This window comes from Vreelandella neptunia, assembly GCF_034479615.1.
GTDB lineage: Bacteria > Pseudomonadota > Gammaproteobacteria > Pseudomonadales > Halomonadaceae > Vreelandella > Vreelandella neptunia.
This window is the reverse complement of sequence record NZ_CP140255.1, coordinates 750,019-765,450: the sequence shown is the minus strand read 5'-3', so window position 1 is coordinate 765,450 and position 15,432 is coordinate 750,019. Positions and strand designations below refer to the sequence as shown.

At 58.8% G+C, this 15,432-nt stretch carries 12 protein-coding genes; 8 read left to right on the top strand and 4 right to left on the bottom strand.

The features are described from left to right. Position 1: 1 nt before the first annotated feature. The 3 genes from crtY to crtB are packed head-to-tail and all read left to right on the top strand — an operon-like array spanning position 2 to position 3,598. The gene (crtY, locus tag SR894_RS03595) at positions 2 to 1,192 is read left to right on the top strand and encodes a lycopene beta-cyclase CrtY (protein WP_133733034.1); all 1,191 of its coding nucleotides are present in this window, start codon (positions 2 to 4) and stop codon (positions 1,190 to 1,192) included. Continuing rightward, positions 1,189 to 2,682 (top strand): phytoene desaturase, encoded by a 1,494-nt coding sequence (locus SR894_RS03590; protein ID WP_133733033.1) that lies wholly within the window; start codon positions 1,189 to 1,191, stop codon positions 2,680 to 2,682. The genes crtY and SR894_RS03590 overlap by 4 nt, the downstream gene beginning before the upstream one ends. Continuing rightward, a complete protein-coding gene (gene crtB, locus SR894_RS03585) occupies positions 2,672 to 3,598 on the top strand; it encodes a 15-cis-phytoene synthase CrtB (protein WP_223287861.1) in 927 nt (308 codons plus the stop codon). The genes SR894_RS03590 and crtB overlap by 11 nt, the downstream gene beginning before the upstream one ends. A 124-nt stretch (positions 3,599 to 3,722) precedes the next feature. On the opposite strand, the gene SR894_RS03580 is transcribed toward crtB, so the two are convergent. The 3 genes from SR894_RS03580 to SR894_RS03570 are packed head-to-tail and all read right to left on the bottom strand — an operon-like array spanning position 3,723 to position 9,054. Then, a complete protein-coding gene (locus SR894_RS03580; protein WP_088700738.1) occupies positions 3,723 to 4,865 on the bottom strand; it encodes an amidohydrolase family protein in 1,143 nt (380 codons plus the stop codon). Between the two features lie 8 nt (positions 4,866 to 4,873). Continuing rightward, positions 4,874 to 7,936, bottom strand: a complete 3,063-nt coding sequence (locus SR894_RS03575) for an efflux RND transporter permease subunit (RefSeq protein ID WP_133733031.1) — start codon at positions 7,934 to 7,936, stop codon at positions 4,874 to 4,876. Then, positions 7,933 to 9,054, bottom strand: a complete 1,122-nt coding sequence (locus tag SR894_RS03570) for an efflux RND transporter periplasmic adaptor subunit (protein ID WP_244286590.1) — start codon at positions 9,052 to 9,054, stop codon at positions 7,933 to 7,935. Before SR894_RS03570 ends, SR894_RS03575 begins: the two co-directional genes overlap by 4 nt. A gap of 211 nt (positions 9,055 to 9,265) precedes the next feature. On the opposite strand from SR894_RS03570, the gene SR894_RS03565 reads away from it, so the two are divergent. The 3 genes from SR894_RS03565 to SR894_RS03555 are packed head-to-tail and all read left to right on the top strand — an operon-like array spanning position 9,266 to position 12,193. Beyond that, on the top strand, positions 9,266 to 10,081 hold the full coding sequence (locus tag SR894_RS03565) for a MipA/OmpV family protein (protein ID WP_133733030.1): 816 nt from the start codon (positions 9,266 to 9,268) through the stop codon (positions 10,079 to 10,081). Continuing rightward, positions 10,081 to 10,767 carry a response regulator transcription factor gene (locus SR894_RS03560; RefSeq protein WP_133733029.1) on the top strand — a complete coding sequence of 229 codons (687 nt, stop codon included), beginning with the start codon at positions 10,081 to 10,083 and terminating at the stop codon, positions 10,765 to 10,767. The genes SR894_RS03565 and SR894_RS03560 overlap by 1 nt, the downstream gene beginning before the upstream one ends. Next, a complete protein-coding gene (locus SR894_RS03555) occupies positions 10,736 to 12,193 on the top strand; it encodes an ATP-binding protein (RefSeq protein ID WP_133733028.1) in 1,458 nt (485 codons plus the stop codon). Before SR894_RS03560 ends, SR894_RS03555 begins: the two co-directional genes overlap by 32 nt. 56 nt (positions 12,194 to 12,249) lie before the next feature. Here SR894_RS03555 and SR894_RS03550 read toward each other — a convergent pair whose 3' ends face one another. Beyond that, the gene (locus SR894_RS03550) at positions 12,250 to 13,008 is read right to left on the bottom strand and encodes an alpha/beta fold hydrolase (protein ID WP_133733027.1); all 759 of its coding nucleotides are present in this window, start codon (positions 13,006 to 13,008) and stop codon (positions 12,250 to 12,252) included. A 173-nt stretch (positions 13,009 to 13,181) separates the two neighbouring features. On the opposite strand from SR894_RS03550, the gene SR894_RS03545 reads away from it, so the two are divergent. Next, on the top strand, positions 13,182 to 14,615 hold the full coding sequence (locus tag SR894_RS03545; RefSeq protein ID WP_133733026.1) for an HD domain-containing phosphohydrolase: 1,434 nt from the start codon (positions 13,182 to 13,184) through the stop codon (positions 14,613 to 14,615). Between the two features lie 261 nt (positions 14,616 to 14,876). Beyond that, the gene (locus tag SR894_RS03540; protein WP_133733025.1) at positions 14,877 to 15,326 is read left to right on the top strand and encodes a Rid family hydrolase; all 450 of its coding nucleotides are present in this window, start codon (positions 14,877 to 14,879) and stop codon (positions 15,324 to 15,326) included. Positions 15,327 to 15,432 lie beyond the last annotated feature (106 nt).

Genomic DNA, 15,432 nt, shown 5'->3' with positions numbered 1-15,432 from the left:
CATGAACGCGCCAAGATATGACCTGGTACTGGTGGGGGGCGGTCTGGCCAACGGCCTGATCGCCCTGCGTTTGATACAGGCGCAGCCAGGGTTGCGCCTGCTGATGTTGGAAAGCGAAAGTCGCCCCGGAGGTCATCACACCTGGTCGTTTCACGATGGCGATCTTTCCGAAGCCCAGCATGCCTGGCTGGCGCCCATGGTGGGCTGCCGCTGGCCGCGGCACCGGGTGATTTTCCCGCACCGCGAGCGCCTGTTGAACGGAGGCTATGCCAGCATTTTCTCCCGGGATTTCGCCCGCGTTCTGGAAGAGGCCCTGGGCGACAGCCTGTGGGTCGACACGCGCGTGGCCCGCCTTTCCACGGATAGCGTGGAGCTCGAGGATGGCCGGGTGCTGCACGCGAACGCAGTAATCGACGGTCGGGGCCCCACCGACAGTGCTCACCTGACCCTGGGCTATCAGGCATTTCTCGGCCGGGAAGTCCGCCTGGACAAGCCCCACGGCCTGGAAGAACCGATCCTCATGGACGCCAGCGTGCCCCAGCAGGACGGCTACCGCTTCGTCTACCTGCTGCCCTTCAGCCACGATACCCTGCTGATCGAGGATACCCACTACGTGGACCACCCGGAGGCAGACGCGGCCCGACTGCGAGAGCATATCGACGCCTACGCGCGGGATCGCGACTGGCGGGTCGTCGAAACCCTGCGGGAGGAGAGCGGCGTGCTGCCGATCATCCTGGCGGGTGAGTTCGATGCCTTCTGGCAGAACGCCCAAGGCCAGCCGCGAAGCGGCCTGCGCGCCGGTCTGTTCCATCCCACCACTGGGTACTCCCTCCCCCAGGCCATGGGTCTGGCGGAGCGCATCGCCGAGCTTGGCAAGCTCGATGGGGCGTCGCTGTTCCAGGCCATCCATGCCTTCGCCGCCCGGGAATGGCGACATCAGGGCTACTTTCGCCTGCTCAATCGCATGCTGTTCCTGGCGGGCCGCCCGGAGCAGCGCTGGCAGGTCATGCAACGCTTCTACGGTCTATCGGAACCGCTGATCGAACGCTTCTACGCCGGACGCCTGAACCGTGCCGACAAGGTGCGCATCCTGATGGGCAAGCCGCCGGTGCCGCTTGGCGAAGCGCTCAAGGCAGTGCGGGCGAATTCCCCTCAAAAGATTTCATCCACCTTCTTCGGAATACGCTCATGACCCAGCCTCAACGTGCCCTGGTGATCGGCGCTGGCTTCGGCGGCCTGGCCCTGGCGATTCGCCTGCAGTCCGGCGGCTACCAGACCACCCTGCTGGAAAAGCGCGACAAGCCCGGTGGCCGTGCCTATGTCTATGAAGACCAGGGGTTCACCTTCGATGCCGGTCCGACGGTGATTACCGACCCTTCCGCCCTGGAAGAGCTCTTTCGTCTGGCAGACAAACACATGGCAGATTATGTCGAACTGCTGCCGGTCACGCCCTTCTACCGGCTATGCTGGGAAGATGCTCCTGCCTTCGATTATGTCAACGATCAGGCCGCCCTGGAGCGACAGATCGCCGAGCGCAATCCCCGGGACGTGGAGGGCTATCGGCACTTCCTGAGCTATTCGCAGGCGGTGTTCGAAGAGGGCTATCGCAAGCTCGGCGCCGTGCCCTTTCTGGCCTTTCGCGACATGCTCGCCGCCGGGCCGCAGCTGGCGAAGCTTCAGGCTTGGCGCAGCGTCTACTCCATGGTCTCGAAATTCATCGAGGATCCTCACCTGCGCCAGGTCTTCTCCTTTCATTCCCTGCTGGTGGGGGGCAACCCTTTCGCCACTTCCTCCATTTACACCCTGATCCATGCCCTCGAGCGGGAGTGGGGCGTATGGTTTCCCCGGGGCGGCACCGGCGCCCTGGTGCAGGGCCTGATCCAACTGTTCGAGGATCTCGGTGGAACCCTCGAACTGAACGCGGAAGTGGCACGCATCGAAACCGCAGGGAATCGGGTGAAGGGCGTCACCCTGACGGATGGCCGGCATTTCCCGACGGATGCACTGGCCTCCAACGCGGACGTGATGCATACCTACAGCAGGCTGTTGAGCGGGCATTCTCGCGGCACCCGCCAAGCCAGAGCCCTGGGTCGCAAGCGCTTCAGCATGTCACTGTTCGTGATCTATTTCGGCCTGGACAGGCCACCGCAAGGCCTGGAGCACCATACGGTGTGCTTCGGCCCCCGCTACAAGGAATTGATCGACGAGATCTTCAACGCGGACACCCTGGCGGAGGATTTTTCCCTCTATCTGCACTCCCCCTGCGTCACCGACCCGAGCATGGCACCGGAAGGCTGTAGCGCTCACTATGTCCTGGCACCGGTGCCGCACCTGGGCAAGGCTAACATCGACTGGGAAACCCAGGGTCCGATATACCGCGACCGCATTCTCGACTATCTGGAGCGCCACTATATTCCCGGGCTTCGGGAGCACCTGGTGACCTGTCGGCACTTCACTCCCCTGGATTTTCGCGAGGAGCTCAACGCCCACCTGGGTTCCGCCTTCTCCCTGGAGCCGATTCTCACCCAGAGTGCCTGGTTCCGGCCTCACAACCGGGATGCCAAGATCGACAACCTCTATCTCGTGGGGGCCGGCACCCATCCCGGCGCCGGGGTGCCCGGAGTGATCGGTTCCGCCAAGGCCACTGCGGGCCTGATGCTGGAGCGACTCGATGACCGATAAGCTAGGACAGCATGCCGCGCAGACGATCGCCGTGGGCTCCAAGAGTTTTGCCACCGCCGCCAAGCTGTTCGATCCGGCCACTCGTCGCAGCGCCCTGATGCTTTATGCCTGGTGCCGCCACTGCGACGATGTGATCGACGACCAGCAGCTGGGCTTTCGTGCACAGGAAACCACGGGCGAAAGCAGCGAGACACGCCTGAACGAGCTTCGACACCTGACGCGTCGCGCCTATGCCGGGGAGCCCATGCAAAGCCCGGCCTTCGCCGCATTTCAGGAGGTGGCGCTCGGCCACGGGATTCCCGAGCGCTATCCCCAGGCTCACCTGAACGGCTTCGCCATGGACGTGGCACAGCGGCGCTATGTCACCCTCGACGACACCCTGGACTACTGCTATCACGTGGCCGGCGTGGTGGGCATCATGATGGCCTGGATCATGGGCGCGAGGGATGAGGCGACCCTGGATCGCGCCTGCGACCTGGGGCTGGCCTTTCAACTAACCAATATCGCCCGGGACATTATCGAGGATGCACACATCGGTCGCTGCTATCTGCCGGCACAGTGGCTGGAGGAAGCCGGCATTCCACGCCAGGAGATGACCGCGCCAAGGCATCGTGAGGCCCTGGCAGGCCTGGCCCGACAACTGATCGAGCGGGCGGAACCCTACTATGACTCCGCCCGCGGTGGATTGACGGCCTTGCCGCCTCGCTGCGCCTGGGCCATCGGCACCGCCCACGGCGTCTATCGGGAAATCGGGATCAAGGTGAAAGCGCACGGTGCTCGGGCCTGGGACACGCGCATCTCGACTGGCAAGGTGGACAAGGCGCGCCTGCTGGGTCTGGGACTCGCTCACGCGGTGGCATCCCGCTGGCAAAAGCCAGCGCCAAGGCCTAGCGGTCTCTGGCAACGTCCAGCGTAGCGGCTTTCTTCATGGAACCCCCTTGCTTTTCCAGCAGTTGGCGCTGATACAGCCACAGTGATCTCCGGTTATGCCCCCGCTGACACCAAAACCAATCGGCATCATTCGATCCCGGGCGGATGCGTCAGACCTTTATTCCGAACAGCTTTTCTGCATTTCGGAACGCAATCTTTTCCTTGGCTTCACGGGGCAGATCCACCGCCCGAAACCAGTCGGTTCCTTGCTTCATGTCTGCAAACGGGTAATCCGTTCCAAACATCACCCGATCCACACTGATGTACCTCAGCAAAAGATGAAGCAGTTCATCCTGGAAGAATGCGCTGGTTGTGTACCAGAAATTGTCACTGAAATATTGCCCGATAGGCTTGTTCAGCGAGTCTTCCGTCGACTCGCTCATATCTCCCACGATACGCTCGTAGTAGAACGGAAGGCCCTCTCCCATATGACCGATAATCATCTGCAGTTTAGGAAATTTATCGAACACCCCAGTGATGATCAGGCGAAGACATTGAGTCAGCACCTCCTGGTGCCATCCATATCCTGAACCGCTGAAAATGTAGTTCTGGAACAATTGGTCATACCCTGGCCGCACGGTGTTGTAATAAATATTGAACACGTCTTCCGGGGGGAAGCCTGGATGCAGGTATATCGGCACATCAAGCGCCTCGGCGCGCGCCAGAATGGGCTCGAAATCCGGGTGGTCGAGGAATTTGTTGCCAATGAACCCATTGGTCATGGCCCCCACAAAGCCATCTTCCCGAACGGCGCGTTCCAGTTCGTCCGCTGATGCTTCCGGGTTCTGCAGAGGCAAGGTTGCATAGGCCTGGTACCGCCCAGGATGGGTGGCCATCGGGCCATCGGCAATCATCTTGTTGAGACGATAGGCAAAATCGATGCCCTCCTGACCGGGGACATTCTGCACGCCCGGCGTATGCGCGGAGAGGATTTGAACATTGATCCCAGCCTTATCCATTGCGCCGATGCGGCCAGGGCCGAGTTCGGCAAGACCCGTTTCCCTGAGGTACTCTACGTGTTGATCGTTAATCGCGTTCAGCGCGATCAGTTCCTCGGTGGTATAGGTCTCTTCCGTGGCGATAAAGGGCAGATCCTGGTCTCGCAACGCGATGACCGATTTCTCTGTCGCGGCAGCACTGGAGATAATGGCAGGCGCGGACAACCCGGCACCAACACCAAGTGCCGCCGCGCCAGTTAGAAAACTACGGCGTCCCATTGTCAGGCTCTCTAGGGTTTTTTCGATCTGTTTCATGACAATTTCTACTCCGATGTTTGCGTTGCGTGGTTTGGGGGCAGCTTGAACCGCCCCAGGATATTGCCGATGTCATCCACGTAGCTGTACACCACCGGGATAACCAGCAAGCTCAGAAGCGTTGAAGTGAGCAGCCCACCAATGACGACAAAGGCCATGGGAGCCCGGAAGCTGGGATCGCCAGCCCATCCTAGGGCGATCGGCATCATGCCCGCTCCCATGGCAATGGTGGTCATCACGATGGGCCGGACACGTTTTTTGCAGGCATCAACAATGGCGTCCACACGTTCCAACCCATGCACCCGACGGGCGATGATGATGTAGTCCACCAGCAGGATTGAGTTCTTGGTGGCGATGCCCATCAGCATGATCAATCCGATCATGGCGGGCAGCGACACGGGCGTCTGCGTGAGGAACAGCGCCAGGAAAGCCCCAGGTACGGAGAGCACCAGCGCCACCAGAATAGTGACCGGCTGCATGAAATCCTTGAGCAGCAGCACCAGCAACATATAGATACACAGCACGCCGGTCAGCATGGCAATCCCGAAGCTTGAGGCAAGCTCCTCCATTTCCTCTGCATCGCCTTCTGGTGTCTGAAACACGCCGCGTGGCAACTGACGTAAACTGGGCAGTGCCTGCACGGCCTGTTCAATTTCCCCCAAAGGCTGCCCTTGTAGGCTCACCTCGAAATTGACGTTGCGCAGACGGTCATGCCGGGTGATTTCCGAAGGGCCGCTGCTCCACTCGAAGGAGGCAACACTCTCGAGTGGCACCCTCCTCCCATTAACACCCGGCACAGGCAGCCGTTTAAGGGTCGCCATATCCTCCCGCGCGGCATCCGCCAGCCGAACCATCACCGGCACCTGACGCGAGCTGAAATTCAACTTAGGAAGATCCTCGGCGTTATCGCCCACGGTCGCGATGCGCAGCGTATCGGCGATGGCCTGAGCCGAGACCCCAAGGTCGGCGGCGCGGGCAAAATCAGGGCGTACAATGAGCTCAGGCCTGACCAGGCTGGCCGTCGAACTCACCGCGCCGATGCCCGGAATGGCGCGCATCTCCCGCTCGACTTGGCGAGCATGCAGTTCAAGCACCCGGCTATCCTCACCGGCAAGCACCAGCTCATAGCCATCCCCCTCATCACCTACGCGAGTTCGCACGCCGGGAAGCGTGGCGAGTGCAATACGTAACTGCTGTTCTATGTCTTGCTGCGTAACGCCCGCGCGGGTTGCGCGATCCGCCAAACCAACGGTCAGTTCCACAGAGGTCACATCAGAGTCACTGCTGCCGGAGTTCTCACCGATGGCCGCAAAAACGCTGACTACATGCCGTTGCGTCACCAATCGTGAGCGTGCCTGCTCGGCAAGCGCCTCCGCTTCAGACAAGGTGCTACCGGGCGGCAAGGTGAGCGTCGCCTGCGTCTGGGAATTATCATCGGGGGGTATGAAGGTTCCCGGCAGGGTAGAGGCCAGCCAGATACCTCCTGCAAAGCAGGCCGCCGCCGCGAGGAGCGTGGTCTTACGGTGGCGCAGGCACCAACGGGCGACGACAAGATAGACGTTAATCCACGTTGGATCGCGCGAGGGATGTTGTGGTTTGCGCAGCAGATACGCAGCCAGCATGGGCGTGAGAAGGCGCGCCACCAGCAGCGAAAACAGCACCGCTACCGAGGCCGTCCAACCGAACTGAACGAAGAATTGCCCGACGGTGCCGCTCATAAAAGCTGTGGGCAGAAAAACGGCAATCAATGTAAAGGTGGTAGCGACAACGGCCAGGCCGATTTCTGCCGCCGCGTCCATGGCGGCCTGGCGCGGGGGCTTGTCCATTAGCAGGTGCCGTTCGATATTCTCAATCTCTACAATGGCATCATCCACCAGCACCCCGATCACCAGCGAGAGCGCCAGCAACGTCACCACATTGAGCGAGAAGCCCATCAGAAGCATGAAGGCGAAGGTGGGTATGATCGACAGTGGCAGTGTGACCGCCGCAATCAGCGTGGCCCGCCAATTGCGCAGGAAGCAGAACACCACCAGCACCGCCAGCGCCATGCCCTCGAATAACATATGCATGGAGCCCTGGTAGTTCTCCAGCACCGGCCCGACGAAATTAAAGGCTTCTTCGATCTCTATATGAGGATATTGCGCCTGTAATTCCGCGAGCGCAGACTGCACGCCCTCGGCCACATCCACCTCGCCGTACCCCTCGGCACGGGTCATCTCGACGCCGACGACGGGCGCGCCATCAAGCAATGCCATCGAGCGCCGCTCGGCCACGGTATCGGTAACCGTCGCCACCTCATCAAGGCGAATACGGCGGCCATCGCTGAGTGCCAGCTCCATCGTCGCCAGCTCAGCTGCGGATGCAGCGTTGGCGATGATGCGCACGGCCTGTTCGGCTCCGCCGACGTCCACGCGCCCACCGGGCGCCTCCAACTGCGCCTGGCGCAGCTGGCGCGAGATATCCAACGCTGTCGTGTTCATCGCCAGCAGGCGGTCCGGATCCAATGCCACGCGGACTTCGCGATCGACCCCGCCGATACGCCGAACCGAGCCAACGCCTGGCACCGACAAGACGGCCTTGGTCATTTTGTCATCGACGAACCAGGAGAGTGCCTCATCGTCTAGATCGGAGGAGCTCACCGCGTAGCGTACAATCGGCTCACTGAAAAACTCACCCTTCCGAATCACTGGATCACGCAGGTCGGCGGGTAGATCCGAGCGGATGCGAGCAACAGCGTCGCGCACATCCTCAAGAGCCTCTTGCAAGGACTTTTCCAGCCTGAATTCAATAGCAATGTCGGCATTGCCATCCGTCAGCGTTGTAGAGATGTTTTTGACGCCGGAGACGGTAGCGATGGAGTCCTCGATCTTGCGGGCAACCTCGTTCTCCATTAAGGCGGGAGCCGCCCCCGGCAATGAGGCGGATACCTCCACGAGGGGCAGCTGTACATCCGGCAAGTCCTGAATAAACAAGCCTCGGAAGGAGATGAGCCCCCAGAAGGTCAATAGGATGAAGAGCAGAACAACCGGAATAGGATTGCGAATCGCCCAGGATGAGGTATTGAGCGTCATACCCCCTCCTCGGCGTCGGTCTCAACCACCCGCACCTGATCACCGTTGCCAAGAAAAGCACCGCCCGAGGCGACCACTCGGGCATCGGGTTCAAGCCCGGCGCGAATTTCGATTCGATCCTCCGTGTGCTGGCCCAGGGAAACTTTCTGCTCCGTTATCTGGCCTTCATCGCTGACGCGATGGACGTAGCCAAAGCCATCGCGAAGCTGCACCGCGGCGCGGGGTAGCGTCATCACTTGTCGGCTGCCCAGCTCAAATTCCCCCCGGGCAAACATTCCCGACCGAGCGATATCGCTTAACGGTAGGTCGACATAAACCAGACCATTGCGTGTAGCGGTGTCCACTAGCGGCGCAATGGTGCGCAAGCGCCCTTCGAGCTCATATCCACCGGGCACGGTGACCCTGGCAGCTTGGCCCAGTCGCAGCTCATTCAGATCAGACGCGGCGACCTCTGCCCGCCACTCCAGGCGACCATGGCGCGTCAACCGGAACAGCTCCTGATCAGTGCCGGTGACAGCACCAACAGTGGCCGTGCGGGAGGTAATCAAACCGTCGTCCGGGGCAACCACCTGCGTCTGAGCCAAGCGTAGTTCTTGGGCTTCATTCTGCGCTTGCGCAACGCCTAGCCGCGCACGGGCGGTAAGTTCGGCGGTTTCGTATTGCTGAATCTGCTGCTCTGAAAGCGATCCCGTGGTTTTCAAACTTCGGGCACGCTGGGCATTGGCATTCGCTTCCGCAAGCGTTGCCTCGGCTTCCGCCACGGCGGCGCGGCTCCTAGCCAGCTCTGCGCGCACCGTGGTGTCGTTATAAACAGCCAGCACCTGCCCTTCCGTGACCTCATCACCCACGTCTACCTTCACATCTACCAACCGCAGGCCACCGATTTCGGTACCGATAATGATCTCCTGCCAAGCAGCGATATCACCATTAGCCGCAATCGTCGTCGGAAGCGTCTGAGGTTCTAATGTCGTCACGTTGACGGATAGTGAGGGCTGCGCCGTCGGTTCGGCGACGGCATCGCTTTCCGACGACACCGCCTGCATACATGCCAGGGCGGCGGCGCTAGCGATCACGGCAATCGTAATACCGAGATACATTTTTCCGGTTGGAGATGACATAATTCAGGCCTGTTTCAAATTGTTCAGTTCGTTGATGAAAAACGACATCAAGCATTTCTGTTGAACAACTATCGGCCTGTATTCCTTTCTCGTTTCTTACTGACGTAGCGCTTGATCAAAACCGTTTTCAGTAAGAAACGCGTAAGACAATCCTCCTGATGATGGCACCGTCATACCACTCTAACTTTCACACCATGCTAGGAGTGCAACCATGGGTTCTCATCAGTCGCTATTGCTGGACGGCCGTCTCACCACTATAAGATTGGCGACAGCCGCATTTATCGGTGGTCTTGTTATTGCCTCTCCGTTGGCGTTCGCCGACGAAGAACATTCAGACGAAACCACTTGGGGATTGGGCGTAGGTGCAATGAGCGACCAGGATCCCTATGCCGGTATCGACAGGGAAACCACCCCATTTCCCTTGCTCCTGATCGAAAACCGGTACATTAGTGTCTTCGGATCGGAAATCGAATTTAAACTGCCGAGTCTTGTCATCAGCGACTCTCAACAGCTCAATTTCGGTATCGTCGCCCAATATGATGAGAGCGGCTACGAGCAAAGCGATGCCCCGATTCTCAACGGCATGAGCGAGCGCAAAGGAGGCTTCTGGGCGGGGGCAAAAGTGGAGTGGGAAAGCGAGCTGTTCGAGGTCAGCGCCGAATGGCTCACCGACGTCTCCGGCAACAGCGACGGGCAGCGCTTCGATCTTGGCCTGGAGAGAACGTGGGATTTCGGCGAACATATAATGCTAACCCCATACTTAGGGGCGTCCTGGCAGGACGACAAGAACGTCGATTACTACTTCGGTGTTCGCGATAGTGAGGTTCGCTTCGATCGCCCCGCCTATAAGGGAGAGTCGGCTACCAATATCGAGGCGGGGGTGCGCGGCGTGTACCAGTTTGACCAGCATCACTCTGTGCTGTTAGGTGTTGAGGTCACGAGCTTGGCGAACGAAATCAAAGATAGCCCGCTGGTGGATCGTTCGACCCAAAACGCCGTGTTAGTTGGCTATCTTTACACCTTCTGATGAGCCGCATACTGCTGATCGAGGATCATGACCGGCTAGCCCACTTGATGTGCAAAGGGCTGGTGGGCGCCGGTATCGGCGTTGATGTGGTCGACCGCATAGATTCGGCATGGGCTGCCGTTCAGCAGATGCCCTACCAGGCACTGGTACTCGATCGTGGCTTGCCGGATGGCGATGGGCTGCTATTGCTCAAGAAGTTGCGCAACGCGGGCCTTAGCGTGCCCTGCCTGGTGTTAACGGCTCGCGATGCGCTGCATGACAGGCTAGAAGGTCTCGAAGCCGGTGCCGACGACTACCTCCCCAAGCCGTTTGCCATGGATGAGATGGTGGCGCGTGTCCGTGCCTTGCTGCGCCGCCCTGCGGAATTCCATTCAATCGACCCCATTCACGGCGACCTGAGGCTGCATACTGAAAGCGGCGTTCTGTTTAGCGGCGACAAAAGCATTACTCTTGCCCCGGCGGAGCTGCATATTATGCAGCTACTTCTCTACAAGCACGATGAAGTAGTCCGCCGCAGCGCGCTAGAGGCGGCGGCCTGGGGGCTAAGCGAGGCGGTGACACCGAACGCCCTGGATGTCGCCCTGCACCGTTTACGCCGCAAGCTGCTTGCCATCGGTTCGCACCAGCGGATTGCCAACGTCAGAGGGATGGGATATGCGCTTCGTCAAGCGGATGACGCTCAATAGCCTGAGGCTGAAGGTGCTGCTGGCCTATTTGGCGGGTATGGTGCTGAGTATCACACTGCTGGTAATTGCCGCAGCAGTGGTGCTTCAGAGCGATCTACTGCCTCGTATGGATATGGCCGACGCGGCCGATGGGCTGGTGGACAATGTCGAGTTCGACAGTCGTGGCTGGCCCGTTGGTTTCGACGCCAGCATGGACGACCGCGCTTGGCTATACGAAGGCCCACAGCGCGAGACGGCGTACCGGATTCTGGATGATGCCGGGAACGTGGCGGTGGCCTCGAGTGCCGGAGAAGCTTTCTGGCCAGCCGACGGCGAAGTTTTACGTTTGGCGCGTGGCACCTTTTCCTTTGAGTATGATGACAGAACTTTCTACGGAGCCACGGAGGCCTTTGAGCACGGTGGAAGAACGTGGTATCTGCAGTTCGTCGCCAGTTCAAGATTCGTTGATGTTCTCTATCTCGTAGCCTTTCCACTAGTGGTAGCGGGCGTACTGGTGTTTGGCTTTGTCATGTTCGTTGCCTTCGGTTTATGCGCCTACATTACCTTGCGCTTAACCCTCAAGCCGCTGCGCGATGTTTCCAAATCGGCGGCGGCTATCTCGCCGCGCTCTATAGACGCCCGGCTCGATACGGACGCAGTGCCTGTGGAAATTGCCCCGCTGGTACATAGCTTCAATCACGCTCTGGAACGCCTTGAGCGGGGTTATCGCCTGCAGCAGGAGTTTCTCGGCCACGCGGCCCACGAGTTAAAAACGCCACTGGCGCTGATCCGCGGGCAGGTTGAGTTGCTTGAGGAAGGGCGAAATGACCGCAAGGCGCTATTGAGCGATGTCGAGTACATGACACGGCAGGTGCAACAACTGCTACTTCTGGCCGAAGCGAGCGAGGCGCACAACTACCATTTTAGCGTTGTTCGAATGCACGACATCGCCCACGAAGCTTCCACCTACTTGCAGCGTATGGCTGAATCCGCCGACGTGCATTTAACGGTGCTTGCCGCGGATCAAGGGGTGACATGGGAGGCTGATCGTGGGGCATGCTTCACTCTGCTCAAGAACTTGCTGGAGAACGCTATTCAGCACGCCCCCGAGCAGACTCTCGTCAGCATGGAGATCCAGGAAAATATAATAACTGTGCGTGACCGTGGCCCAGGCGTCGAACCAGAGCAATTGGCCCTGCTGTTCTCACGCTTCTGGCGTGGGGCGCATCGGCGCGACCATGGAGCAGGCTTGGGGCTGGCCATCTGCCAAGAGATTGCCATGGCGCACGGTTGGGAGCTTTCGGCCCATAACGCCTCTCCTGGGTTGATGATGACGCTCTATAGAGTAAATAATCCTAATGAAAACGATTGCCGAGAAAACAGTGCTGGCGAACGGCTGCGTCACCGTCAAGATGAACGCACAGCTCAGGGCTGTGCGTCTGGGTAAAACCAGCTAGGGTAGATAGGGCCCCGTATATTCTTACTTTTGACGCTAGGAGCCTCTTATTTGGCGCTCTCAACTGCTTCCATAATAACACTCGCCACATCGGCCGGTCGCGATTGCTGCGGTACATGGCTGGTGGGAAGAAGGGTAATATCAGCACTGATTTGGCGAGCCATCATTTGTTGCAGTTCAGGTAAAATCATACGGTCTTCCTCACTCACGATGAACCACGAAGGCTTGTTCCTCCAGGCTGCTGTGGACACTGTTTCGCCAAAAGCAGATGCCTTGATCGGCCCTTGCGTAGCGGCCATAACTCGGGCCTGTGCTTCGGGCACATCCTGGGCGAAGTCCTGGGCAACGCCTTGCGGGGACAAGCTAAGCCAGCCATGGCTGTCCCCGGAGATATTGGCAGACCCAGGGGGGGCTGGATGATCTCGCGTCAGATCCTCGACCGACTGCCCGCTATCAGGCGCGAACGCCGATACATATACCAGATTGGTAACTTTAGGGTGATCCCCCGCCTCGGTGATGACCATGCCACCCCAGGAATGGCCAACCAGAACGACGTTTCCAGGCTGGTTATCAATGGCGCGAGTGGTTACGGCTACGTCGCCAGCAAGCGACTCAAGAGGATTTTGTACGGCCTGCACGTGAACCCCCTCGTCTTGCAGCAACCCAATCACTTTGGCCCAATCAGAGCCATCGGCAAACGCGCCGTGTGCGATCACGACAGAAGGTTGACCTGCCAACGCTGGGCCGGCGATACCTGCTACCAAACCAAGGGTCAAGAGAGCAGTTGCGATACTATTGCGTTTCATGAAAGGACTCCTTTCTCTACGTTCTCAAGCATCGGAAATCGTGCTTGCAGGGCAACAGTATTCCGAGTTAGCCCATTGGCCGGTATCGGTCGAACAACCGATACTCTGTTAATGCCCAGCAGCGCTATAGTGCCTCCCATTTCTATTACTTCATCCACCGATTCAACACCCTCATGGACTTAACCGATGCCGTTCTAGCTCTCGCCTTCGTTGGCGACCTCAGCATGGGCCGGGCTACTGACCACTCACGCCGTACGGCCGAATTAGCGGGCCTACTTACAGCCGCAGAAGGTGCGGGGGACAACGAGCAAAATCACGCCCACGCTGCTGCTCTGCTGCGTTGGTCAGGCTGCACTGCCAATGCCAGTGGCTTTGCCGATCTGCTGGGCGACGACATCGCCTCGCGCGCGGCCATGATGGCGCAAACGTTGCCGCCATTGGACGCACATACCCAAGCCATGATCGTGCCGCTGGCCGTGATTCATTGCGAAATATCCGGTGAAGTGGCAGCAACCCTCGGCATGCCTCAAGAGGTGATTGCAGGTTTACGCCACATATTCGAACGGTACGATAGTAGAGGGGCGCCGCAAGGTCTCGGCGGAGACGCCGTACCGCGGGTAACTTATCGGGTCAATGTGGCGAGCGACCTTGAGATTCTCTCGCGCACCCATGGGCGCGAACAGGCGATGATACTCCTACGGGCTGAGGCTGGCACAAAATATCCAGCAGACCTGGCCGAACTTGCCATTGCCCATGGCTCGCACTGGCTCGATGGTATGGATGCTATACCACCAAGGGTAACTGACTGGGATCTTCAGACAGGAGGATTAGAAAGATCCTCTCAATTGACACTGCTGGCGGACGTCGTAGAACTCAAACTACCTTGGCTGGCGGGCCACTCCCGTCGTGTTGCGAATTTGGCCACCCAATGTGCCAACGTCCTGGGCCTGCAAACAGCGGAAAAAGACATGTTAAGAGATGCCGCACTGCTGCATGGCATCGGGAGGGCAGCGCTACCCAACCAACTTTGGAAGACTTCACCAGAACAACTCTCTAGCCATCAGTGGGAGCAAATCAGACTGATGCCCTACTGGACTTCGCGAGCAGCGAGCCAACTCCCAAGCCTAAAACTTGCAGCAGAACTGGCGTCTTATGCGTATGAACGCTTGGATGGCAGCGGCTACTTTCGTGGTGTGACCGGAGACACCCTAGGGACAACGCACCGAGTGCTGGCCACGGCTATTGCACTGCAGACACTCATTGAAGCACGCCCCTGGCGCCGTGAGCACACCCTGCAACAAGCTGCGCAGGTGCTTCGGAATGAGGCAAACGCCGGAGGCTTCGACGCCGACATTGTGGAAGCAGCGATTATTGCCGTATCTGGCCACCCCCCTCCACGCCCTGTGCCTGACAGCGCGATGCTATCGCCACGCGAACTTGAGGTTCTGCGCCAGATCAGCCTAGGTGCGAGTAATAAAGAAACCGCCCGCGCTCTGGGTATCAGCCCCAGCACCGTTGGTACTCATGTTGAGAGCATTTTCCGAAAACTAAACTGTGCCACACGTGCTGCGGCAACACTCAAGGCGCTCACGGCAGGCGTGCTTTAAATTGTGGGTCTTACGAATTGCAGTGTGTTTGGTGCAAACGCAGTGTCAGTAAGAAACGAGAAAGAAAAGTTGGCCGATAGTGGAACCATAGGCTCGTCGAACACAGAAGCTCTTAACCAGAACACAAATTAGCGACGACGTTGACTGCATGTATTGAAAACATGCTGACAACCAGCGGCCATTGCTCATTCAACAGAGTATCAGGCGCGATTGAGTGGTCATCCTTACAAGCAACCCTATGAACTTACTAAGGAGGTGGTCATGCAAATTTTAAGACGCAAACCGTTAAACCCGCCCAATCTGCCCAATACGTTGACCGAAGGTCATAGCCAAGCGGTATTAGTTCAGGGAGGCACCCGGGTGCTGATGTCTAGCCAGGTAGGGGTGGATACCACAGGAGAGCTGGCGGGCCCCGAACTTCCCGAACAGACTGAGGCGGCGCTGGACAATATCGAACGATTGCTATCAAGCCTTGGTGGAGATCTATTTCGGGTAGTGATGTTGAGGATCTACTTAGCCGAATCCGCTCGCTACGACCAGCAAGTAGTAATGGAGGCGCTGAAGCATCGTTTCCCCATCGCCCCGCCGGCGGCTACTTGGTTGATTGTGTACGGCCTTGCCGAACCGGAATGGTTAATCGCAATCGAGGCCGAGGCCGTGCTGCCAGGGTTTGCCTTAAACAGTGAAATGACAGTAACCGTCGAAAAATAACGCTGCTGTTTAAACACTGCACAGCCCGCCTGCCCGGTCATTCTAAATATGGGAGAGCACAATTTGTGACGCTTTTTCAGAGGCAAGCACCTACAGAGAGGGCTCC